Raw genomic sequence first — 22,376 nt, 5'->3', positions numbered from 1 at the left:
TTGAACTGTGCGAAATGTCACATCTGTATTTTACAACCTCTCTTATAGTAAGGGTATGTAAGAGAGACGTATTAAAGGAGTGAACAGTATGAAGAAGAAACCTTCAGCACTAATGAGACGTTTAAAATATTTTTCACCAATAGATCGTTATAACGATAATCATACACAAGAAACATATGAAGATCGTGAATGGGAAAATGTGTACAGAAAGCGTTGGCAGCATGATAAAGTAATTCGTTCTACACATGGCGTGAACTGTACTGGTTCATGTAGTTGGAACATTTATGTGAAAGATGGAATTGTAACTTGGGAAGGACAGGAGCTTAACTATCCAACAACAGGTCCAGATATGCCTGACTTTGAACCACGAGGATGTCCACGTGGAGCGAGTTTTTCTTGGTACATTTATAGTCCACTTCGTGTGAAATATCCGTATGTACGTGGTGTTCTTTGGAGTATGTGGCAAGAGGAATTACAAAATAATGAGTCACCATTAGATGCTTGGAAAAGCATTGTGGAAAACCCTGAAAAAGCACGCAAGTATAAGCAGGCACGTGGTAAAGGGGGATTCGTTCGTGCGAATTGGGATGAAGTGTTACAACTCGTTTCAGCTTCATTATTATATACAGTAATGAAATACGGTCCAGACCGAAATGTTGGCTTTTCACCAATTCCAGCTATGTCGATGTTAAGTCATGCTGCAGGCAGCCGCTTTATGCAACTTATGGGTGGACCGATGCTTAGTTTCTATGATTGGTACGCAGATTTACCACCAGCTTCTCCGCAAATTTGGGGTGATCAAACAGATGTACCAGAAAGTAGTGACTGGTATAACTCTGGTTACATTATGACATGGGGTTCAAATGTACCGATGACAAGAACACCAGATGCACACTTTTTAGCGGAGGTTCGATATAAAGGAACGAAAGTCGTTTCTGTCAGTCCTGATTTCGCTGAGTCAACAAAGTTTGCAGATGATTGGATTAGTGTGAAACAAGGTACAGACGGTGCACTTGCGATGGCAATGGGGCATGTGATCTTACAAGAATTTTACGTAGATAATCAAGTGGAATACTTCACAAAGTATGCGAAGCAATATACTGATTTTCCTTTCTTCGTTACATTGAAACAAAAAGGAGACCAATTCGTTGCGGATCGATTCTTAAATGCTTCTGATATTGGACGCGAAACAAAGTTAGGAGAATGGAAACCTGTACTTTGGAATGAAAATACGAACGATTTTGCAACACCTCACGGCACAATGGGGTCACGTTGGGATAACGAAAAGAAATGGAATTTACGTTTAGAAGATGAAGAAACAGGCGAAAAGATTGATCCACGTCTTTCTTTACTTGGAATGGAAGATTATGTTGGAACTGTACAAATTCCGTACTTCTCTGATGATGGAAACAAAGTATTAGAACGTACAATTCCAGTGAAAAAGGTTATGACAGAAGAGGGCGAAGTGTTCGTTACTACTGTATATGACTTAACGTTAGCAAATTACGGTGTGAACCGAGGGCTTGGTGGACAAGAGCCGAAAGACTTCAATGATGACGTGCCGTTTACACCTGCATGGCAAGAGAAAATGACAGGAGTAAAACGTGAGCTTATTATTCAAATCGCTCGTGAGTTCGCACAAAATGCTGTTGATACGAATGGTCGCTCAATGATTATTGTCGGGGCTGGTATTAACCATTGGTTTAACTCTGATACAATTTATCGCGCCGTTTTAAATCTTGTACTTCTCGTTGGAGCACAAGGTGTAAACGGCGGTGGCTGGGCGCATTACGTTGGGCAAGAAAAATTACGACCAGCAGAAGGATGGCAAACAATCGCAATGGCAAAAGATTGGCAAGGGCCACCGAAATTACAAAACGGTACATCTTTCTTCTATTTCGTAACAGATCAATGGCGCTATGAAGATACACCAGTGGGACATTTAGCATCACCAGTCGAAGGCAACTCTCGTTATCAACATCACGGTGATTACAACGTATTAGCGGCGCGACTTGGCTGGTTACCTTCTTATCCGACATTTGAGAAAAATGGAATTGAACTATATAAAGAAGCTGTTGCTGCTGGTGCAACAACACAAGAAGAAATCGGAAAATATGTTGCACAAAAATTAAAAGAAAAAGAACTAAAATTTGCGATTGAAGATCCAGATAACAAAAATAACTTCCCGCGCAACTTATTCGTTTGGCGTGCAAACTTAATTTCAAGTTCTGGTAAAGGACACGAATATTTCTTAAAACATTTATTAGGTACAACGAACGGATTAATGAATGATGATAGTGATTCATTACGACCAGAAGAAATGAAGTGGCATGAAGAAGCGCCAGAAGGGAAGCTTGATTTGCTCATTAATTTAGATTTCCGTATGGCTGGAACAGCGCTTTATTCTGATATCGTCTTACCGGCTTCAACTTGGTATGAAAAACACGATTTAAGCAGTACAGATATGCATCCATTTGTACATCCATTTAATCCGGCAATCGGTTCGCCATGGGAAGCACGTTCTGACTGGGATATTTTCACTTCACTTTCTAAAGCTGTGTCAGATTTAGCAGAGAAAATTGATCTTGAACCAATGAAAGAAGTTGTTGCAACACCACTTCTTCATGATACACCGCAAGAATTAGCACAACCACTTGGTAAGATTAAAGATTGGAGCAAAGGTGAGTGTGAACCAATACCAGGTAAAACGATGCCGCAAATTCATGTTGTCGAAAGGGATTATAAAACGATTTATGACAAAATGACAGCACTTGGACCAAATGCCGGGAAACAACCGATTGGTACGAAAGGAATTTCTTGGTCGGCAGAAAAAGAGTATGAGCAATTAAAAAGCCGATTAGGAGTTGTTCGAACAGATTCTATTGCGAAAGGTTGTCCAGACATAAAAGAAGCAATCAATGCTGCTGAAGCGGTATTAACGCTTTCTTCTACAACAAATGGTCATATGGCTGTAAAAGCATGGGAGGCACTTGAAAAACAAACAGATTTAAAATTACGTGATTTAGCAGAAGAACGTGAAGAAGAATGCTTCACATTTGAACAAATTACAGCGCAGCCAAAAACAGTAATTACTTCTCCAGCCTTTACAGGTTCTGAAAAAGGTGGGCGCCGTTACTCACCATTTACAACAAATGTAGAACGTCTCATCCCTTGGAGAACAATCACTGGACGACAATCTTTCTATTTAGATCATGACATGATGAAAGAATTTGGTGAAACGATGGCAACATTTAAACCAATTCTGCAACATAAACCGTTCCGTAAATCACGACCTGAAGTAGAAGGGAAAGAGATTACACTAAACTATTTAACACCGCATAATAAGTGGTCCATTCATAGTATGTACTTTGATTCATTACCGATGTTAACGCTATTTAGAGGTGGTCCAACTGTTTGGATGAATAAAGAAGATGCTGAAGAAGCTGGTGTTGCAGATAATGATTGGATTGAGTGCTTTAACCGTAACGGTGTTGTTGTAGCACGTGCAGTTGTAACGCACCGTATACCGAGAGGAATGGCGTTTATGCACCATGCGCAAGATCGCCACATTAACGTACCTGGAACGAAATTAACAAGTAATCGCGGGGGAACGCATAATAGTCCAACTCGAATTCACGTAAAACCGACACATATGATTGGTGGATACGGTCAATTAAGTTATGGATTTAACTATTATGGTCCAACTGGGAACCAGCGCGATTTAAACGTTGTAATTCGCAAACTGAAGGAGGTAGATTGGCTTGAAGATTAAAGCGCAAGTCGGAATGGTAATGAACCTAGATAAATGCATCGGCTGCCATACTTGTAGCGTAACGTGCAAAAACACCTGGACAAATCGTCCAGGTGCTGAATATATGTATTTCAATAACGTAGAAACGAAACCTGGCATTGGTTATCCGAAGCAATGGGAAGATCAGGAGAAATATAAAGGTGGCTGGGAATTGAAAAATGGTGAAATTCAGCTGAAATCCGGTTCGAAAATGAAGCGCCTTATGAATATTTTCCACAATCCAGATCAACCAACAATTGATGATTACTTTGAACCGTGGAACTATGATTATGAAACGTTAACAAATAGTCCGCAGCGTAAGCATCAGCCAGTTGCTCGTCCGAAATCAGCAATTACAGGCGAATTTATCGACAAAATTGAATGGGGTCCAAACTGGGAAGATGATTTAGCTGGTGGACATATAACAGGATTACAAGATCCGAACGTAAAGAAAATGGAAGAAGAAATTAAAACCGATTTTGAAAATGTCTTTATGATGTATTTACCACGCATATGCGAACATTGTATGAATCCATCTTGCGTATCGTCTTGTTCATCTGGTGCGATGTATAAACGGGAAGAAGATGGGATTGTTCTTGTGGATCAAAATGCATGTCGTGCATGGAGATTCTGCGTATCGTCTTGCCCATATAAAAAAGTGTACTTTAATTGGCAAACGAATAAAGCGGAAAAATGTACAATGTGTTTCCCACGTATTGAAGCTGGTATGCCAACAATTTGTTCGGAAACATGTGTAGGACGTATCAGATATATTGGGGTAATGCTATATGACGCTGACAAAGTAAAAGAAGCGGCTTCTGTTGAGAATGAAAAAGATTTATATGAATCTCAGCTTACTGTTTTCCTAGATCCAAATGATCCTGAAGTAGCAGCTGAAGCGAAAAAACAAGGCATTCCTGAAGAGTGGATTAAAGCGGCACAACAGTCACCAATCTATAAAATGATTATCGATTGGAAAATTGCTCTACCACTTCACCCAGAGTATCGTACAATGCCAATGGTTTGGTATATCCCACCGCTTAGCCCAATTATGAATATGGTGGAAGGGAAAGGTAGTAACTGGCAAGCAGAAGAGATTTTCCCTGCTATCGATAATATGCGTATTCCAATTCAATATTTAGCGAATTTACTCACTGCAGGAGATGAATCACACATTCGACTTACATTGAAAAAAATGGCTGTTATGCGAACGCATATGAGAGCACTGCAAATTAATAAAGAACCAAATGAAGCTGTATTAAAAGAACTTGGTTTAACGAAACAGGATGTAGAAGATATATATCGTCTTCTTGCCATTGCAAAATATAAAGATCGCTTCGTCATCCCGACATCTCACCGTGAACAAGTGGCAGATTTATATAGCGAACAAGGAAGCTGTGGTTTATCATTCACAGGTGGTCCAGGCTCTTGTATGACAATTTCTTAAATAAAGGGGCAGAAAATTATGAGACAAAGTTTACAAACTGCTTTTTCTTGTTCTTCATTCCTTCTCTCTTACCCGGAACTTGGGTGGAGAGAAGCTTTAACTGAATTACTAGAAGAGATTGAAGCGATTGAACAAGAAGACGTTAAAGCATCACTTACAACATTTATAAAACAAGCACTACATAAAACGAACGATCAACTTATTGATAGTTACGTATGTACATTTGATTTTGGTAAGAAGACAAATATGTATTTAACGTATATGAACACCGGTGAACAAAGAGAAAGAGGTATTGAATTACTAGAGTTAAAACAGCACTATAAAAAATCTGGTTTTGAAGTAACAGATAAAGAACTACCTGATTACTTACCGCTATTACTCGAGTTTTTTGCAAATGCAAATGAGCAAGACAGTGAACCAATTATGAGTAAATACAAGGAGAATATACAAGCATTACACGTTCAGTTAAAAGAAGCAGATAGTATGTATGAACCAATTCTTTCGGCTGTTTTACTTGCTATCGATACATGGGGTGTACAGACAAATTAGAAAGGAGAGTTGTCAAAATGATGGATCAATTTCTATGGGTATTGTTTCCCTATATCATTTTTGCAATCTTTATCGGTGGACATATTTTCAGATACAACTATGATCAATTTGGTTGGACATCAAAATCTAGTGAACTATTAGAAAAGAAAATGCTCCGAATCGGAAGTATATTATTCCACTTTGGGATTATGTTCGTAATTGGCGGGCATGTTATGGGGATTTTAATTCCAGAAGCTGTATACCGTTCCATAGGTATTTCTGAGCATATGTATCATGTAGTAGCAATTAGTTTTGGGCTTCCAGCAGGGGTTGCTTCAATCATCGGTTTAATTATATTAACGTACCGCCGCGTAACGGTAAAACGTATCATTGCAACGAGTACAAAGGGAGATTATATTGCGCTTATTCTATTACTTATCGTAATGCTAGCAGGACTTTCTTCAACGTTTTTAAATATCGACTCAAAAGGATTTGATTATCGTACAACGATCGGTCCATGGTTCCGAAGCCTCTTCGTTTTTCAACCGAAAGTTGATTATATGAAGGAAGTACCTGTATGGTTTAAAATTCATATTCTTGCGGGAATGGGGCTTTTCGCAGTATGGCCATTTACTAGACTGGTACACGTATTTAGTGCCCCAATTAAATATGTAAGCCGTAGCTATGTAATTTACAGAAGACGTATTCCAAATGAATTGAAAAAATAAATTAGTTTTATATGTTTCGTAATTTATAAGGAAAGCCGAGATCTAATTGGAGACCTCGGCTTTCCTTATAGGTATAAGTACCTAAATAAGACGCTAATCAATACTACAAACAGAAGCAGAACAATCTTCACAAGCAATTTCACATTTTAAAAATTGTAAATCGTGTATTGTAATCTTTCCTTTATGAATAGAAATTGTACCTTGCTTTTTTAATTCATTTAACATTCGATTTACACTTTCACGTGAAGTTGCACAGAAATTAGCAAGTTCTTGATTCGTTAACGGTAAATCGATGAGAATACCATTTTCCTTTAAAACACCATAACTATTTGTCATTCGTATGAGAGTAGAATATAAGGCACCTTTTTTGCCGTGTAATACTAAATCTCGGAACTTCGTTTGCATTCTTCTTAAATGTTCACTAATCCATTTCATAAATTCAAATACAAGAGCTGGTTTTTGGAGTAATTCTTTTTCTAACGCTTCACGCTTTATAACGCCTACTTCAACATCTTCAAGGCATTTTGAATTTAATAAATACTTCGCATTATCCGTGAACAATGTTAATTCTCCAATAATGTCGTATGCCGAACAAATTCGAAGTGTTAGTTCTTGTCCGTCAGCACTAAGTTTACTAATTTGTACTTTTCCTGAGTGGATGATATAGAGTTCGGTTGCCTCCATACCTTCTTGAAAAATAAAACTACCTTTTTTTATCTGCATTTTATATTCAACAGATGCAAGTAATTCTTTTAAATCTTGAGATAATGTCATACTGTTTGCCACAGCAATCACCTTTCTTCTTATAAGCAATACATTTCCTATTTTGAGTGTAAATATGATGAAAATGCAAGAGCTATTTTAAAAATAATGTAAAATTTCAATGACCGTAAGGAGTATGGCCTGAAGATGTGAACAAAATGCGAACGGATTTGTGAAAAGTTTTTGAATGGGGAAAGTGATGTGAGAAAAGTCACATTGAATATGTAGCTTCTTTTTTATAATAAAGGCAAATAAAAAAATGAAAGCTTACTAAGGATTGCAGCAGAAAAGAAGGGATATAGATGCACGAGAACATGAAAGATTCTTTAAAGCGACCACTTCAAGATTTACGCATTTCAGTTATTGATCGTTGTAATTTTAGGTGCACATATTGTATGCCTGCTGAAGTGTTCGGACCTGATTATGCTTTTTTACAGGAAGAGTGTTTATTAACGTTTGATGAAATAGAAAGGTTAGCGAGATTATTTATAAGTATGGGAGTTAATAAAATTAGGCTTACTGGCGGTGAACCTTTATTGCGTAAAGACTTACCGAAGTTAATTGGAAGACTTGCAAAGCTAGAAGGCTTAAAAGATATTGGGCTCACAACAAACGGAATTCATTTAGCAAAACAAGCTAAGGCGCTAAAAGAAGCAGGATTAAAGCGTGTAAATATTAGTTTAGATGCAATAGAGGATTGTGTCTTCCAAAAAATTAATGGAAGACATGTAAGTACGAAACCTGTACTGAAAGGAATTGAAGCAGCGAAGGAAGCTGGATTAGAAGTAAAGGTAAATATGGTCGTAAAAAAAGGGATGAATGATAGTCAAATTCTTCCTATGGCTCAGTATTTTAAAGAACAAGAAATACAGTTACGTTTCATTGAGTTTATGGATGTAGGCAGTACGAACGGATGGAACTTTGAACAAGTCGTTACGAAGGAACAATTAATAGAGAAAATTAATCGTGTATATCCAATTGAACCTGTTAAACCTCGTTACTTTGGAGAAGTTGCGAAATTGTATCGATATGTAGGAAGCGATGCCGAAGTTGGATTTATTACTTCAGTATCTGAGTCATTTTGTTCTTCTTGTACGAGAGCCCGTATTTCGGCAGACGGCAAGTTTTATACGTGCTTATTTGGAGAAAAAGGAACGGATTTACGATCGCTTCTTCGAGAAAATATTTCTGATGCATCACTATTAAAAATTTTACAACATACATGGCGATATAGAACAGATCGATATTCAGATGAAAGAACGGCGGAAAGTACAAATAAACGTCAAAAAGTTGAGATGTCTTACATTGGTGGATAGCGAAAGGAGGATTCCTTATGCAAGAGCGATATTCAAGACAAGTATTGTTTTCTGGAATAGGTGAAATGGGACAAAGGAAAATAAGGGAAAAGCATGTGCTCTTAATTGGTGCGGGGGCGCTAGGAGCTGCAAATGCAGAAGCGCTCGTTCGGATGGGAATTGGGAAATTGACAATTGCCGATCGTGACTATGTCGAATGGAGTAATTTACAACGGCAACAGTTATATACAGAAGAAGATGCAAAACAATGCAAACCAAAAGCAATTGCAGCGGCAGAACATGTAAGAAGGATTAATTCTGAGGTGGAAATTGTACCAGTTGTAACGGATGTCACAATGAAAGAAATGGAAGAGTTAACGAAAGAAGTAGATCTCATATTAGATGCGACTGACAACTTTGATACGCGTCTACTTATAAATGATATTTCACAAAAAGAAAATATACCTTGGATATACGGTGGATGCATTGGAAGTTACGGTGTAACGTACACAATTCTTCCAGGGAAAACACCATGTTTTCGCTGCTTAATGGATCATCCGATGGGCGGTGCAACATGTGATACAGCGGGAATTATTCAGCCAGCTGTACAGATGGTTGTTGCTCACCAAGTGACAGAAGTAATGAAAATATTGGTGGATGATTTCGAGACGCTACGAGGAACAATGTTATCATTTGATATTTGGAACAATCAATTTCTCTCATTAAAAGTAAATAAACAGAAAAAAAGTACATGTCCATCTTGCGGAAATACACGTACGTACCCAAGTTTAACATTTGAATCACAGGTGAAAACGGAGGTGCTATGCGGACGGAATACAGTTCAAATCCGTCCAGGAATAAAGAGAGCTCTAAATTTAAACGAAATTAAAAAAAGATTACAAAAAATTGTACATGTCCAAAAAACGCCGTACTTACTATCATTTCTAATTGATGAATATCGTTTCGTTTTATTTACAGACGGTAGGGCATTTGTTCATGGGACAAATGATGTGAAAATAGGAAAACGATTGTACGCAAAATATATAGGATGAACAGAAAGAAAGTTTCTCCTTATTAAAACGAGGTGAAAAAGAATGTTAGCAAAACGTATACCAATTCCAGTGGCGGAAGCAGTTGCACGAGTAATGAAATATGCTTATCAAGGTGAAACAGAAGAGGTTTCTCTTATAGAAAGTTACGGAAGAACGCTTGGAGAAGATGTTATTGCAGATCATGATGTCCCGCATTTTGATCGCTCTCCGTACGACGGATTTGCGATTAGAGCGGAAGATACAAAAGAAGCAAGTAGCAGTAATCCCATTCAGTTTGAAGTGATTGGTGAAATTGGAGCAGGGGTTGTTTTTACAGAAGAAGTGAAAGCATTTCAAGCTGTCCGTATTATGACAGGGGCCGCAATTCCGAGAGGGTGTAATGCGGTTGTTATGTTAGAACTAACGGAAGGATTTGAAAAAAACGAAAAGACTTATATGACATTAAAACGCTGTTTCGCAGCCGGTGATAACATTTCTTTTAAAGGTGAAGATGTAAAACAAAATACTATCCTTGTGAAAGAAGGGACTGTTATTAATCCTGGAGTTGCAGCACTTCTTGCTACGTTTGGTTATAGTTCCGTACATGTTGTAAAACGGCCGATTATTGGAATAGTAACGACGGGTAGCGAACTGCTTGAAGTACATGAACAATTAAAGCCAGGGAAGATTCGAAATAGTAACTCCTATATGATAGCAGCGCAAATTGAACGAGCGGGCGGAGTTGTACGGTATTATGGACAATTCGTTGACGATTTTGAGACGTGTTATAACAATGTAAAAAAGGCGATAAAAGAAGTTGATATTTTAATTACGACTGGTGGCGTTTCAGTAGGAGACTATGACTATTTGCCTGCTATTTATGAGAGATTACAAGCTAATGTACTTTTTAACAAAATAGCGATGCGACCAGGAAGTGTGACAACTGTAGCTGAGGTAGAAGGAAAACTACTATTTGGTTTATCTGGTAATCCTTCAGCTTGTTATGTCGGTTGTGAATTATATGTTAGACCAGTCATTGGAACATACTTGCATAGAAAAGATTCGCACGTATTTCGTGCAGAGGCAATTTTACAAAAAGACTTTCCGAAAGCAAATCCGTTTACTCGATTTGTAAGAGGGAGAGTAGAAATTGTAGATGGTCAATTGCAAGTTACACCAGTTGGTTTAGATAAATCTAGCGCAATTTCTTCACTTGCAGAAGCGAATGCATTTATTGTTTTGCCAGGGGGAACGAGAGGATTTAAAGCTGGAATTACTGTTTCGGTACTGTTATTAGAATTAACCAGCGGAAGTGAATGGCCATGGAAAGAATCGCTTCGTTCATACAAATAATAGAAAAATAGGTTGCTAATTTATACAAAGATAAGAGGTGCGAAATGACACATACGTATTATGAAGTAATTGATACACCTATATCAATTGAAGAAGTGACAAACAAAGTAATTCGGCGTGAGTGTGGTGCGATTACTACTTTTATTGGCACTGTTAGAGAATTTACGAAAGGCCGACGTACGCTTTATTTAGAGTATGTAGCTTATAAGACGATGGCGGAGAAACAGCTTGAGAGAATTGGTACCGAAGTAGGGGAGAAATGGCCTGGAACATATGTGGCAATTACACATCGCATTGGTACATTACAAATTTCTGATTTGGCTGTTGTCGTTGCTGTTGCTACACCGCATCGGAAAGCTGCTTATGAGGCGAATGAATATATTATGGAACGTATAAAACAAATTATTCCGATATGGAAAAAAGAGTTTTGGGAAGATAGTGAGTCGTGGATAGGCGATCAGTTAGAGAAAACAGCATATGGTAATGGCGAGCCTGGAAAGGAGATGAGAATTTGATTGAAGTACTATTATTTGCACATTTACAAGAAGAAGTAAGTAAGCCAGCATTACACATAGATTGTGAAAATATTACAGTCGCGAAGCTGAAGGAAGTTCTGATTAAGGAATATAATGTAGCAATTTCAAACGAGATTATGGTCGCGATAAATGAAGAATACGCAAATGAGGATGACATTATTCAAACTGGTGATGTCGTAGCAATGATTCCGCCAGTAAGTGGTGGTTGATTCTTTTCAGCCTAATCATGTAAGAACGTGATTAGGCTGGAGGGAATGAATATAACTACGTATACATAGGAGGGAACAGGATGAAAAGTCCTAATTTTCAATTAAGTTTACAAACTTCTAATCTAATTATCGGTTTTATGGTGTGGGTTATTTTATCATCATTGATGCCCTATATTAAAGTGGATATTCCATTAACTGCGGGACAAATTTCTATGGTAACAGCAGTACCCGTTATTTTAGGTTCTGTTCTTCGCATTCCAATTGGTTATTCGACCAATCGTTTCGGAGCAAGAAAATTATTCTTTATTAGTTTTATTCTATTATTATTTCCTGTTTTTTATATTAGTGTTGCCAATTCTATGATGGATTTAATTATTGGTGGATTATTTGTAGGAATCGGTGGTGCTGTATTCTCTGTAGGAGTAACTTCTTTACCAAAATACTTTCCAAAAGAGAGTCACGGTTTTGTAAATGGTATTTACGGTGTCGGTAACGCTGGAACAGCAATTACTTCATTTTTAGCGCCTGTTATCGCAACTTCAGTTGGCTGGAGAACGACAGTACAATGTTATTTAATTTTACTTGCAGCTTTTGCACTTATGAACTTTTTATTAGGTGATCGTAAAGAGAAAAAAGTGAATACACCACTAATGGAACAAATAAAAGGTGTATATAAAAATGAGAAACTTTGGTTTTTATGTATCTTTTACTTTTTAACTTTCGGATCATTTGTTGCATTTACAGTATATTTACCAAACTTTTTAGTATCTCATTTCGGATTAGAGAAAGTAGATGCAGGTATACGTACAGCCGGATTCATCGTACTCGCAACAATTATGCGTCCGATTGGTGGTTGGCTCGGTGATAAGTTTAATCCATTTAAAATATTAATCTTCGTATTTATCGGTTTAACACTTTCAGGTATTATTTTATCATTTATGCCTAGCATGAACGTATATACATTTGGTTGCCTACTTGTCGCATTTTGCGCAGGTATCGGTAATGGTACAATCTTCAAACTCGTTCCAATGTATTTCTCTGAACAAGCTGGTATTGTAAACGGACTCGTTTCAGCTTTAGGCGGACTAGGAGGATTCTTCCCACCTCTAATTTTAACATTACTATTCCAACTAACAGGTCATTATGCAATAGGATTTATGGCGTTATCAGAAGTCGCACTTGCTTGTTTAATTATTACAGTCTGGATGTATAGTCAAGAAAAGCTGTTAGTGATGTTAAAGAATCATTAATAAAGAAAAAGAGCCGTCCCAAAGTATTTTGGGGTGGTTCTTTTCGTAATATAATAGGCTTCGCTATATTTTTTAGGACCAGATTCTTTAGTAAGGCTAATAGATATTGTGAAATAGTACACTTAAACTAAAAAATACAGTTTAGGTCGATAAGATAAAATTATAAATTTCTATAAATAATCCATAATTTTCTTTATGGCTCATATTTGTTATGTTAAAGAAAAGAGAGGGGAGGGGAATGAAGTAAGTGTTTTTTCTGATTATTGAGAACTAATGGTGTTTTCCGATGAATTAAATGTGATCCATAGGTAGTAAAGCGTTTAATCCAACTAAAATATATGTAGAATGAGGTTTTACATGTTTGTATTTATTATATTAGACGTAATATTACCGATATTAATATTGATGCTAATTGGTGCAATCTTACAAAGAAAGTTTCAATTTGACTTAAAGCAACTATCTACACTTATTACGTATTGCTTGATGCCTGCGGCTGTATTTGTGAATATATATGATATTCGTATAGAAATAGATTTGTTGCTCCAGATAATATACTATTTAATGCTTTACAGTCTAAGTCTGATCATAGTAAGTCATTTTATTTCAAAAATATTAAAGTTAGAAAAAGGGGAAAGTGCAGCTCTAAAAAATAGCATTTCGTTAATGAATTCCGGTAATTATGGATTACCAGTAAGTCAATTGATTTTTAGTCACAATCCAGTGGGGGTTTCCATTCAGATTTTCATTGTTATTTTCCAGAATCTTTTAACCTATTCATATGGAATATATAACTTACTATCAGCAACAAAAACAATCGGAGGTATTATTCAATCATTTCTAAGACTGCCTGTATTTCATGCGCTCGTATTAGGGATTCTCTTTCAATCTTTTACAATTCAATTACCTAATTCTATCTTGCTACCTCTTAATCAGCTTGCGAATGGTTTTGTTGCAATAGCACTCATATTGCTAGGGGCGCAATTATCCAACATTAAGCTTAAATTTTTCCATCGAGTCATAACATGGGCTTTAATTGGAAGGTTACTGATGGGACCATTAGTAGCACTTACCATGATCTACCTACTAAACATTGATGGTATTGTTGCACAATCATTATTTATTGCAAGTTCTTTTCCTACTTCAAGAAATACAGCAACCATTGCTATGGAGTATCAAATAGAGCCTGAACTACATGCGCAAATCGTTTTATTTTCAACACTTTTTAGTATTGTTACAGTAACTGTCGTTATTTATTTGTCATATATTTTGTTTTGAATTTACATGCAAAAACGAATAGATTTGAGGTGGCGAGTGATGGAAGGGAATCGATATGAGAAAAAGCAGTCTTTCATATATTAGGTGTCGTTTACAATTGTATCGTGTCTGAGAATTAAGCGGCTTAATTCAAAAAAGGAAACTCATTAAGGTTTATTTCGTATACAAATCTTTAAAGCATTTACATATAGACTTGCGAAAAAAGACGCAATCTCGCTTATAATTAAGATTACATGAGCTTAGGATGATAGCGATGGGGCGGGAGTGTCAAGTAAGAATTTTATCTTTATTGATTTTATGAGGTTTTTCCTCATAATTGTATTTAAGGGAGATGATTCTAAAATGAGTAAACAGAATATTAGTACAACTATTTCAGGAGATTTGATTGTTACCCATCTAATTGGCCAGATTAAAACAGAGGATGTGTATGAATGGTTTAATGGCTTTGAGCAGGTTTGTCAGCAATTTATTTCTGAGGGGCGGAAATACAAATTGTTGGTGGATAGAAAAGGATACACGCCAAATCATTTTTCTGTTCAAAAAGTATGGAAAGAGAAGTTCTTCAATGAAACTATTTTGAATCATAGCAAGGCAATTGCATTTCTTCTTGAAGAAGGAGAGATACTGAAGTATTTGCAACAATCCAATACAAAAGAATCCGTAGAGTTTTTTGACGATTATGAACAAGCGCTAAATTGGTTGAATGAATATCCAATATAAAAACTGAATAGAAAGAGTTGCTCGTAATGTTGCACTTGTCATGAAATTTACTTGCTTACAAGTTGCAAACACCATTCATTTTCTTCGTAGATTGCTTATGGAATAAAAGAACGGAACTACAACAAAAAGAACAAACGTCCCCTAACAAACGTTTGTCCAAAGGTAATTACGATTTTAACTAAGAAATAGACTACAATTTATGTGTACGAGAAATCTTTTTTATAAGTTTAGGCAATATAGATGTTAGTTCTTGCTTCAAACGCTTCGTAAACGATGGATCTTTACCTGAAGTTGAAATAGTGACAACATATTCATCATGTCGAATGACGCCAGGTGTGTGAAAAGATGATTCTGTACCATCACTTACAACGTTAACCCACTGAAAATCGTGGGCGGCCTGCTTGACCATCATATTTACAGCATGTTGATTTGTAGCTGCATAAATAAGGTGAGCATCTTTAATATCATCATTACTAAAAGTTTTTTGCTTCCAAGTAATAAAAGGAAGTTCCTTCATCTCCTCGCAAATTTCTGGGCTGATAACGGTGACAAAAGCGCCTGTATTTTTTAATCCAGACGCTTTTCGATATGCAATTTTACCTCCACCAATGATAACGACCACTTTATTTTGCAGATTAAACATAAGGGGGTACATGTTATACATATATGCATTCCTCCATTCGTTCTAACAATGTTAATTTCATATATGTATCAAACTGTAGGCAATTACAAGTCGTCACGTGATCGTATTTTTTTGTATACAACTTAATTTTTTGAAGCAATAATCCGGTAAAGAGAAGGTAGGGCATGACATATACATGGGATGCAGTTGATGTTATTGTCTTTAGCTCAGCAGTAAAAGAGGGCGTTCCTTTCGTTAAAAAGGAGCACGATACTGGTATACTGAGTTTTTGTTCGACAGCTACTCCAATTTGCTGTAACTCATGTATGGGCTGGGGGTCACTACTACCTCTTCCTACGAGTAAAATACTACTATTTTGCATTGGCATAGCTTCACGTATTCTTTTCACTACAAGTTCAACCATATGCGGATGCGTACTAAAAGGTGGTACAACTGAAAATGTTATATGTGGATATTGCTTTTGCATTTGTTCTATCTCAAAAGGAATATCACATTTATAGTGAGCTGCTGCAAATAATAAAACAGGTACAATCATTATTTCAGTTGCTCCCTCTAGTATCGTTTCTGTAACTGCATCCGAAATGGTAGGTGTCGTTAGTTCTAGAAAAGCTATTTTTTGAATTCTTTCGTTACGTTCTTTCATAACAGATTGAATAAAGTGAATGAATTGTTCGTTCCCTTCTTGTAACCGGCTCCCGTGTCCAACATATACAATTCCTTTCATTGTCTTACCATATCTTTCTTCATAAGAGTTTCTTGTAATTGATGATCTACGTTATGAAACCCGACTTTATTTGCATAGTGTAAAGTTGGAACGTCGGTATACGAGAATGGGAGAGTAACAATATCGATAAAGCCAAGACGTTTTACTTCTGCTAGAAACGTATCAATAGAAGCGCGTCCTTCAAATACAATGCTATCCCATAAGAATTCAGAAAGCATACGAGAATGGACTTCATCGAAACGATGATCAATTGTATACTCATGAGTCATCATATAGGAGCCGGCACCAATTTTCTCTTGAATAAATGCAATCCGATTAATATTTCTGCCTAAATAAACAGTTGTATCGGAAGAGAACTTTGCTTCTTTACTTAGTAGGCCATATTGCATAAGTTTTTCTTGAGTGGCAACGTTCATGTGTTGCAGCTCTGCCTGTAAGGAACGAATATCTTTCTGGTATTTACTACATGATTGCATCAAAATTTCTACACTTTCAGCTGAACAAAAAACAAGGCGATCAACGTTAAAAATTTCATTGATTTGTTCAAGGGTTAATGTATATTCTTCCTTTTTGAAAGTTGGAATTTGATATATTTCTGCACCAGCTTCTTGTAACCTTTGCTTCATTACACTTGTTTTATTTGTTGCGGATGTAAATAAAACTTTTTTACCATGTAATGGTTTACGTTCTTTCCAAGCGATTTGATTACGTAAGGAAACGACATCACCAACAATTGTCATAGAAGGGTTAGAAATATTTTCATTTTTGACGATAGAAACAATGGTAGATAGTGTCCCTGTGACAACGCGCTGTTTACCAGTTGTACCCCATTCAATGACTGCTACTGGCGTATCTTCTTTCTTTCCTGCTTGTCGTAAGTTTTCGCAAATTGTAGGTAAGTTTTTTATACCCATGTAGTAGGCAATCGTATCGCTATTGTGAGATGAATTATATTTTCCATGATCGGTTAAAGGACCTTTTGCATGTCCGGTTAGTAAAGTAACGCTATTACTGTAGTTACGGTGGGTAAGGGGGATACCTGCATAGCTACTAGCGGCGATGCTAGATGTAATACCTGGTACAATTTCATATGGAATATTTGCTGCTGCTAAAGTTTCTGCTTCTTCACCAACACGGCCAAAAATAGATGGATCTCCGCCTTTTAATCGGACAACAATTTTTCCCTCTTTTGCAAATTGAAGAAGGTGTGCGTTAATCATTTCTTGTCGCATAATATGATTCTTTGGCATTTTTCCGCAATACATAAGTTCACATGTTTGTTTTGTATAGCTAAGAAAGAAAGGGTTTAGTAAACGGTCATATAAAACAATATCTGCACGTTTTAAACACTCTATCGCTTTCTTTGTAATAAGCCCTTCATCACCTGGTCCTGCACCAACTAAATATACATATCCGTTCATATAATTGCACCTCATCTAGTTTTATTTAAAAGGAAGCCAGGGGGGAGGCTTCCTTTTGTAAATTACATATATATATAAATGTCACCATCAATGACTTCTACTTCGTACGTTTGAATACAACCGTCATCAGGTTTTTGAACTTCACCTGTTAGTAATGAAATCTTCCAATCATGCAGTGGACAAAAGACGACTTCACCAGATACAATTCCTTCTGCTAACGGTCCGTTTTTATGAGGACAACGATTTTCTACAGCTCGAATATCACCATTTGAAAGGCGGAATAGGGCGATAGACATACCTTTCATTTGTACCTCTTTACCGATTTGAATAGGAAGATCTTCTGCACGCATAACTTTTATTTTTTCTTTCGTTTGTATCATATAGATCACAGCTCCTTATTTCACAGTTTCTACTTCATACATCGCTTTTAATGATTTTGTTTCTAGTGCTTGTCCCCAAGCTTCTTTATATGTGCCACGAGCTGTTTGGAAACGTTCATTTAACTTAGTGACGATATTTACATCTTGCAGTATTTCTTTTATGTGATCGAAGCCTAATCGTTCTGTCCAGTAGGCAGTACGCTCTCCGTAAATACCAGTTTCACGATAATATTGCATGTAAGCTGTAGCGATGCGAAGAACATCATCTTCAGTAGGGACAATCATTACAAAATCAGCTTCACGTACTTCTGTACCACCATTTCCACCAATATAAAGTTGGTATCCATTTTCGACACAAACAACGCCAAAATCTTTCGTAAGTACTTCCGCACAGTTACGCGGACAACCCGTTACACCCATCTTCATTTTATGAGGTGTATCTACCATTTCTAATGATTGTTCAAGGAGCATACCAAGTCCTAATGAATCTTTCGTACCGAAACGGCAGAAACGAGAGCCAACACATGATTTTACATTACGAAGAGATTTTGAATACGCATATCCAGAAGTCATATTTAAGTCAGCCCATACGTTAGGTAAATCTTGTTTCTTAACACCGTATAAGCCAATTCGACTTGCACCGGTAATTTTCACAAGTGGAACATTATACTTTTTCGCAACTTCAGCAATTTTCATTAAATCATCTGCTGTTGTAACGCCTCCGTACATACGTGGAATAACAGAGAATGTACCATCGTGTTGGATGTTACCATTCATTCTTTCATTAACGAAACGGGAGGCTTTATCATCTTCATATTCTTCTGGAATCGCCATACGTAAATAGTAGTTCAAAGCAGGACGACATTTCGAACAGCCATCTTCATGTACAAAACCAAGAACATTTCGTACTTCTTTTGGTGATTTTAAGCCTTTTTCATGAATTGCCGCTACGACTTCATCACGTGATAAAGGTGTACATCCACACATACCAGCAGACTGGGCTGAGGCATCAAAAGCATCTCCGAGTGTATGAGATAAAACTTGTTCTACAAGCGGACGACATTTACCACAAGACCCTGCGGCTTTCGTACAGCCTTTAACTTCTTCAAAAGTCGTTAACTCTTGTTCTAAAATGGCATGAACGATTGTTCCTTTCGTAACACCATTACATCCACAAATCGTGTCATCCGCACTCATTGTAGCAACATCAAGTTCACTTTCTTCACCAGCTTTGTGAAGAATGGACGCTGGTGTATATTCTTGTATATCTTCTTCTTTCTTTAACATGCTAAAGAGGCGTGTACCATCAGCTGTGTCACCATATAAAACGATACCAACGACTTTATTGTCACGAATTAATACTTTTTTATAGGAACGTTTGCATTCATTAAAGATGGATATTGCTTTCGTTTGATCATCTTCATAAATTTGGCCTGCAGAGAATAAATCACAACCAGCAACTTTTAATTGCGTACCGACGATACTGCCCGAATATCCATCAGTTTGTAAATTTGTTATATGTTTCGCTAATATTGCACCTTGTTCATAAAGAGGGGCAACAAGTCCATATGCGATACCGTCATGTTCTGCACATTCGCCAACTGCATAAATGGACTCATCATTTGTTAGCATATAGTCATTGACTACAATGCCGCGATTGACAATTAAACCAGCATCTCTTGCTATTTGCGTATTTGGTCGGATACCGACAGCCATTACGATTAAATCACAATCTACAACTTCACCATCTTCAAATTGAATGCCCTCAACATGGTTTGTACCAAGAATTTTTACAGTTTTCTTTTCCATTAAAAACTTCATGCCTTGTGCTTCTAAATCTTCACGCAGTAGAGAAGCTGCTTTCGTATCTAGTTGTTGCTCCATTAAGCTAGGCATTAAATGAACAACATGTACGTCCATTCCTAAGTCAATAAGACCTCTTGCTGCTTCTAAACCAAGTAATCCACCACCAATGACAACGGCCTTTTTCTTTTCTTTAGCAGTATCCATCATAAACTGTGTATCTTCAATAGTTCGAAAACCTGTTACACCAGGAAGAGTGGAACCTTCAACCGGTAAAATAAAAGCACTAGAACCTGTTGCAATAATAAGCTTGTCATATGTAAGAGTACGATTCTTTTCTGTAATAATAACTTTTTCTTCTCGGTCAATACTTTGAACTCTTTCATTTGTATACAAAGTTATTTCGTTTTCTTCATACCAACTGTATTCATTCATAATGATATCTTGTATATTTGTTTTACCTTGTAAAACATGAGAGAGCATAATGCGATTATAGTTTGGGTGTGGTTCATCTCCAAAAATAGTAATCTCATATGAATCACAATCATGTTTTAATATTTCTTCCATACAACGTATGCCAGCCATACCATTTCCGATCATAACTAAACGTTTTTTCATTTTCGTTTCCCCTTTTTATGTGAAATGTTGAACAAAGGATTATATTTTTATTATAGAAAATCAAGAAAGGGGGAGATGTGATATTTATCACATTTTTATAATGATTCACAAATTGTTAAAATTCTGATTTATGTGAGGGTGATGTGGATAGGTTTCGCAAAATGAAAAAGCAGGACATCAGTATGTATACTCATGTCCTGCACTTTATTTACGCTCTCGTAATGGCACGTGGAAATAAAATATTATTTTCTACATGAATGTGCTCAAATAAATCAGACTCTAACGCTTCAAGGCGATTGTAAACAAGTCGATAAGTGCCGCAAGCTCCTTCTGGAGGAGTAAAGTCATGTGTAACTTTACGAAGTTCTTTAATAATGTTGCCAGCGTGGTTATGTTCATTTTCTAGTTCATCTACTACTTTACGTAACTTTGCATAGTTTTCATCAGTTGGATTTTTTTCAAATTCTAAAATTAATGGGAAATCTTCTGTTTCTTCTTTAATTAAATGCTGTTCTAATTCCATTTTAAGTTCATGAAATAGCTTATGAATTTTAGCTAAATGCGGCTGATTTGCTCCATGAACACGTAATACTTTCGTCACATAAGGACTTAACTGTGGTAACTCTTCATTTAAATAACGATGATGCTTATGAATTACATAATCAATCAATTCACGATAAGAAGCATTTTTCCAATCAATTTCAGATTCATTTAATCGTTTCGTATTATGATAAAGCGTATTTAACTCTGTAATTACTTCAGTAGCTGATAAATTTCTTTCATGAATTGCATCAATAAGTGGCTTATTACCGCCACAACAAAAATCTATTCTATAGGATTTAAAAAGATCACTAGCTTTCGGAAACTGTGTAACAATCTCACCGACAATAGAAGTTTCAGTAAATGTATGTTCCATATGAATGCCTCCATAAAGTTTAAATGTAATATCTAAATTAAGAATAGCGATAAATGAAAAACAACGTGGTGATTGAAATCACTTATTATGTGTCTGATTTGAGAATAATAGGATTATTCTTCAACAGAGGACATTATAGAAAAGATGGCGAAGAATTTTGGGATAGGAAGTATATCTTTTATAGGAGGTTTTTATGGAATATGTTTATCATATGGTACCAGAAGAACTAAAAGGAGAATATTTAATCCCATTAAATGAATTGAAAAGGGTATATCCAAATTTATATCGTGAGTATATACAAAAATATAAAGATCATACTCAAAGAGAGAACTTATTAACACGTAAAATACCAAAACTAGAATGTTTATGGAATGATGTCGTGCATTTTTTACCACTGCATCCTTATGAGATTTATAAAGTATTATTGGAAATAGGAGTAAACATTCATACAAATAAATTGTTTTATAAAATTCCTATTAGCGCACTGAAGGGTCAGTGTATGGCAATATACAAGTACACAAAGCACAATTGGGGTGGACCAAATAGAGAATTAAAAGAATGCGAAATAGAAATCATCAACTTTAATGAATATAGAGAATTAAAGCAATTAAATACCTGCACCAAAGAATATTACAGGGAGAAATATGAAAAGGGTAGAAGATTTGGGATGTTTCACTTAATTCCACATGTTCTTGTCAAAGGGAAAGTGGAGGTGAAAAATATTGAAATCATTAATTGGAGTATTGCTCCAGTTAATGGTTAATAGTACAAGTATTTAAAAAATAAGATGCCATTTTGAATTGATATAGGGCTTAAAAGAATGGAAGAGTAATTAGATCTTATACGTAATAATAAAAAAGAAGCTTACTGATAAAATGTACCCTATAGAATAGACACTTAAAAAAAAGTCTATTCTATAGGGTCTTTCTTGTATAATGAGAGAAAAA

Annotated in this window: 20 protein-coding genes; 13 read left to right on the top strand and 7 right to left on the bottom strand. The window is 36.3% G+C overall.

What is annotated here, in order from left to right:
- The first annotated feature begins 88 nt into the window (after positions 1-88).
- Genes PDQ33_RS14800 through narI form a run of 4 tightly spaced genes read left to right on the top strand, consistent with a single transcriptional unit; the run spans position 89 to position 6,493 of the window.
- The gene (locus tag PDQ33_RS14800) at positions 89-3,772 is read left to right on the top strand and encodes a nitrate reductase subunit alpha (RefSeq protein WP_061130734.1); all 3,684 of its coding nucleotides are present in this window, start codon (positions 89-91) and stop codon (positions 3,770-3,772) included.
- Positions 3,762-5,237: a nitrate reductase subunit beta gene (gene narH, locus PDQ33_RS14795; RefSeq protein ID WP_270756019.1), complete on the top strand. Its 1,476-nt coding sequence runs from the start codon at positions 3,762-3,764 to the stop codon at positions 5,235-5,237. Before PDQ33_RS14800 ends, narH begins: the two co-directional genes overlap by 11 nt.
- A gap of 18 nt (positions 5,238-5,255) precedes the next feature.
- On the top strand, positions 5,256-5,786 hold the full coding sequence (gene narJ, locus PDQ33_RS14790) for a nitrate reductase molybdenum cofactor assembly chaperone (RefSeq protein ID WP_270394387.1): 531 nt from the start codon (positions 5,256-5,258) through the stop codon (positions 5,784-5,786).
- Positions 5,787-5,803: 17 nt separating this feature from the next.
- A complete protein-coding gene (narI, locus tag PDQ33_RS14785) occupies positions 5,804-6,493 on the top strand; it encodes a respiratory nitrate reductase subunit gamma (protein ID WP_000969201.1) in 690 nt (229 codons plus the stop codon).
- A 93-nt stretch (positions 6,494-6,586) separates the two neighbouring features.
- On the opposite strand, the gene PDQ33_RS14780 is transcribed toward narI, so the two are convergent.
- On the bottom strand, positions 6,587-7,279 hold the full coding sequence (locus tag PDQ33_RS14780; protein ID WP_000013859.1) for a Crp/Fnr family transcriptional regulator: 693 nt from the start codon (positions 7,277-7,279) through the stop codon (positions 6,587-6,589).
- Between the two features lie 278 nt (positions 7,280-7,557).
- On the opposite strand from PDQ33_RS14780, the gene moaA reads away from it, so the two are divergent.
- The 8 genes from moaA to PDQ33_RS14740 all read left to right on the top strand — a co-directional run bounded on the left by moaA (position 7,558) and on the right by PDQ33_RS14740 (position 14,924).
- Positions 7,558-8,571, top strand: coding sequence for a GTP 3',8-cyclase MoaA (gene moaA, locus PDQ33_RS14775; RefSeq protein ID WP_000545027.1), 1,014 nt, complete (start codon positions 7,558-7,560; stop codon positions 8,569-8,571).
- A 17-nt stretch (positions 8,572-8,588) separates the two neighbouring features.
- Complete coding sequence (locus tag PDQ33_RS14770) at positions 8,589-9,602, top strand: molybdopterin-synthase adenylyltransferase MoeB (RefSeq protein ID WP_270756016.1); 1,014 nt, start codon at positions 8,589-8,591, stop codon at positions 9,600-9,602.
- A gap of 42 nt (positions 9,603-9,644) precedes the next feature.
- Positions 9,645-10,934, top strand: coding sequence for a molybdopterin molybdotransferase MoeA (gene moeA / locus PDQ33_RS14765; RefSeq protein ID WP_000880222.1), 1,290 nt, complete (start codon positions 9,645-9,647; stop codon positions 10,932-10,934).
- Between the two features lie 44 nt (positions 10,935-10,978).
- Positions 10,979-11,449: a molybdenum cofactor biosynthesis protein MoaE gene (locus PDQ33_RS14760; protein ID WP_000149956.1), complete on the top strand. Its 471-nt coding sequence runs from the start codon at positions 10,979-10,981 to the stop codon at positions 11,447-11,449.
- Positions 11,446-11,679 carry a molybdopterin converting factor subunit 1 gene (moaD, locus tag PDQ33_RS14755; RefSeq protein ID WP_000573674.1) on the top strand — a complete coding sequence of 78 codons (234 nt, stop codon included), beginning with the start codon at positions 11,446-11,448 and terminating at the stop codon, positions 11,677-11,679. Before PDQ33_RS14760 ends, moaD begins: the two co-directional genes overlap by 4 nt.
- 80 nt (positions 11,680-11,759) lie before the next feature.
- Positions 11,760-12,929, top strand: coding sequence for a nitrate transporter NarK (gene narK, locus PDQ33_RS14750; RefSeq protein WP_270756014.1), 1,170 nt, complete (start codon positions 11,760-11,762; stop codon positions 12,927-12,929).
- A gap of 357 nt (positions 12,930-13,286) precedes the next feature.
- Positions 13,287-14,204 carry an AEC family transporter gene (locus tag PDQ33_RS14745; protein ID WP_061130738.1) on the top strand — a complete coding sequence of 306 codons (918 nt, stop codon included), beginning with the start codon at positions 13,287-13,289 and terminating at the stop codon, positions 14,202-14,204.
- A 297-nt stretch (positions 14,205-14,501) separates the two neighbouring features.
- On the top strand, positions 14,502-14,924 hold the full coding sequence (locus tag PDQ33_RS14740) for an STAS/SEC14 domain-containing protein (protein ID WP_073535995.1): 423 nt from the start codon (positions 14,502-14,504) through the stop codon (positions 14,922-14,924).
- A gap of 190 nt (positions 14,925-15,114) precedes the next feature.
- Here PDQ33_RS14740 and PDQ33_RS14735 read toward each other — a convergent pair whose 3' ends face one another.
- From PDQ33_RS14735 to ric, 6 genes are all read right to left on the bottom strand, one after another.
- Positions 15,115-15,588 carry a precorrin-2 dehydrogenase gene (locus tag PDQ33_RS14735; RefSeq protein WP_000282597.1) on the bottom strand — a complete coding sequence of 158 codons (474 nt, stop codon included), beginning with the start codon at positions 15,586-15,588 and terminating at the stop codon, positions 15,115-15,117.
- Positions 15,581-16,291 (bottom strand): sirohydrochlorin chelatase, encoded by a 711-nt coding sequence (locus tag PDQ33_RS14730; RefSeq protein WP_046197555.1) that lies wholly within the window; start codon positions 16,289-16,291, stop codon positions 15,581-15,583. Before PDQ33_RS14730 ends, PDQ33_RS14735 begins: the two co-directional genes overlap by 8 nt.
- Complete coding sequence (locus tag PDQ33_RS14725) at positions 16,288-17,712, bottom strand: uroporphyrin-III C-methyltransferase (RefSeq protein WP_061130739.1); 1,425 nt, start codon at positions 17,710-17,712, stop codon at positions 16,288-16,290. Before PDQ33_RS14725 ends, PDQ33_RS14730 begins: the two co-directional genes overlap by 4 nt.
- Positions 17,713-17,774: 62 nt before the next feature.
- Positions 17,775-18,092, bottom strand: coding sequence for a nitrite reductase small subunit NirD (gene nirD, locus PDQ33_RS14720; RefSeq protein ID WP_061130740.1), 318 nt, complete (start codon positions 18,090-18,092; stop codon positions 17,775-17,777).
- Between the two features lie 15 nt (positions 18,093-18,107).
- Entirely contained in the window at positions 18,108-20,513 is a 2,406-nt protein-coding gene (nirB, locus tag PDQ33_RS14715) for an NADPH-nitrite reductase large subunit (RefSeq protein ID WP_061130741.1), read from the bottom strand.
- A gap of 208 nt (positions 20,514-20,721) precedes the next feature.
- A complete protein-coding gene (ric, locus tag PDQ33_RS14710) occupies positions 20,722-21,429 on the bottom strand; it encodes an iron-sulfur cluster repair di-iron protein (RefSeq protein ID WP_000401354.1) in 708 nt (235 codons plus the stop codon).
- A 193-nt stretch (positions 21,430-21,622) separates the two neighbouring features.
- Between ric and PDQ33_RS14705 the strand changes: the two genes are divergently transcribed.
- Positions 21,623-22,192, top strand: coding sequence for a hypothetical protein (locus PDQ33_RS14705; protein ID WP_000456965.1), 570 nt, complete (start codon positions 21,623-21,625; stop codon positions 22,190-22,192).
- Positions 22,193-22,376 lie beyond the last annotated feature (184 nt).

It is taken from the genome of Bacillus cereus group sp. Bc031 (assembly GCF_027716265.1).
Taxonomy (GTDB): Bacteria; Bacillota; Bacilli; order Bacillales; family Bacillaceae_G; genus Bacillus_A; species Bacillus_A paranthracis.
The sequence above is the reverse complement of the archived record's forward strand: the minus strand, read 5'-3'. Positions and strand labels throughout refer to the sequence as shown.

Coding starts and splice junctions, on each gene's coding strand:
- PDQ33_RS14740 (WP_073535995.1), top strand. CDS start 14,502: ATGAGGTTTTTCCTCATAATTGTATTTAAGGGAGATGATTCTAAAATG.
- narI (WP_000969201.1), top strand. CDS start 5,804: ATGATGGATCAATTTCTATGGGTATTGTTTCCCTATATCATTTTTGCA.
- PDQ33_RS14745 (WP_061130738.1), top strand. CDS start 13,287: ATGTTTGTATTTATTATATTAGACGTAATATTACCGATATTAATATTG.
- PDQ33_RS14730 (WP_046197555.1), bottom strand. CDS start 16,291: ATGAAAGGAATTGTATATGTTGGACACGGGAGCCGGTTACAAGAAGGG.
- moaA (WP_000545027.1), top strand. CDS start 7,558: ATGCACGAGAACATGAAAGATTCTTTAAAGCGACCACTTCAAGATTTA.
- narK (WP_270756014.1), top strand. CDS start 11,760: ATGAAAAGTCCTAATTTTCAATTAAGTTTACAAACTTCTAATCTAATT.
- PDQ33_RS14705 (WP_000456965.1), top strand. CDS start 21,623: ATGGAATATGTTTATCATATGGTACCAGAAGAACTAAAAGGAGAATAT.
- moeA (WP_000880222.1), top strand. CDS start 9,645: ATGTTAGCAAAACGTATACCAATTCCAGTGGCGGAAGCAGTTGCACGA.
- ric (WP_000401354.1), bottom strand. CDS start 21,429: ATGGAACATACATTTACTGAAACTTCTATTGTCGGTGAGATTGTTACA.
- PDQ33_RS14770 (WP_270756016.1), top strand. CDS start 8,589: ATGCAAGAGCGATATTCAAGACAAGTATTGTTTTCTGGAATAGGTGAA.
- PDQ33_RS14735 (WP_000282597.1), bottom strand. CDS start 15,588: ATGTATAACATGTACCCCCTTATGTTTAATCTGCAAAATAAAGTGGTC.
- PDQ33_RS14800 (WP_061130734.1), top strand. CDS start 89: ATGAAGAAGAAACCTTCAGCACTAATGAGACGTTTAAAATATTTTTCA.
- PDQ33_RS14725 (WP_061130739.1), bottom strand. CDS start 17,712: ATGAACGGATATGTATATTTAGTTGGTGCAGGACCAGGTGATGAAGGG.
- PDQ33_RS14760 (WP_000149956.1), top strand. CDS start 10,979: ATGACACATACGTATTATGAAGTAATTGATACACCTATATCAATTGAA.
- nirB (WP_061130741.1), bottom strand. CDS start 20,513: ATGAAAAAACGTTTAGTTATGATCGGAAATGGTATGGCTGGCATACGT.
- nirD (WP_061130740.1), bottom strand. CDS start 18,092: ATGATACAAACGAAAGAAAAAATAAAAGTTATGCGTGCAGAAGATCTT.
- narJ (WP_270394387.1), top strand. CDS start 5,256: ATGAGACAAAGTTTACAAACTGCTTTTTCTTGTTCTTCATTCCTTCTC.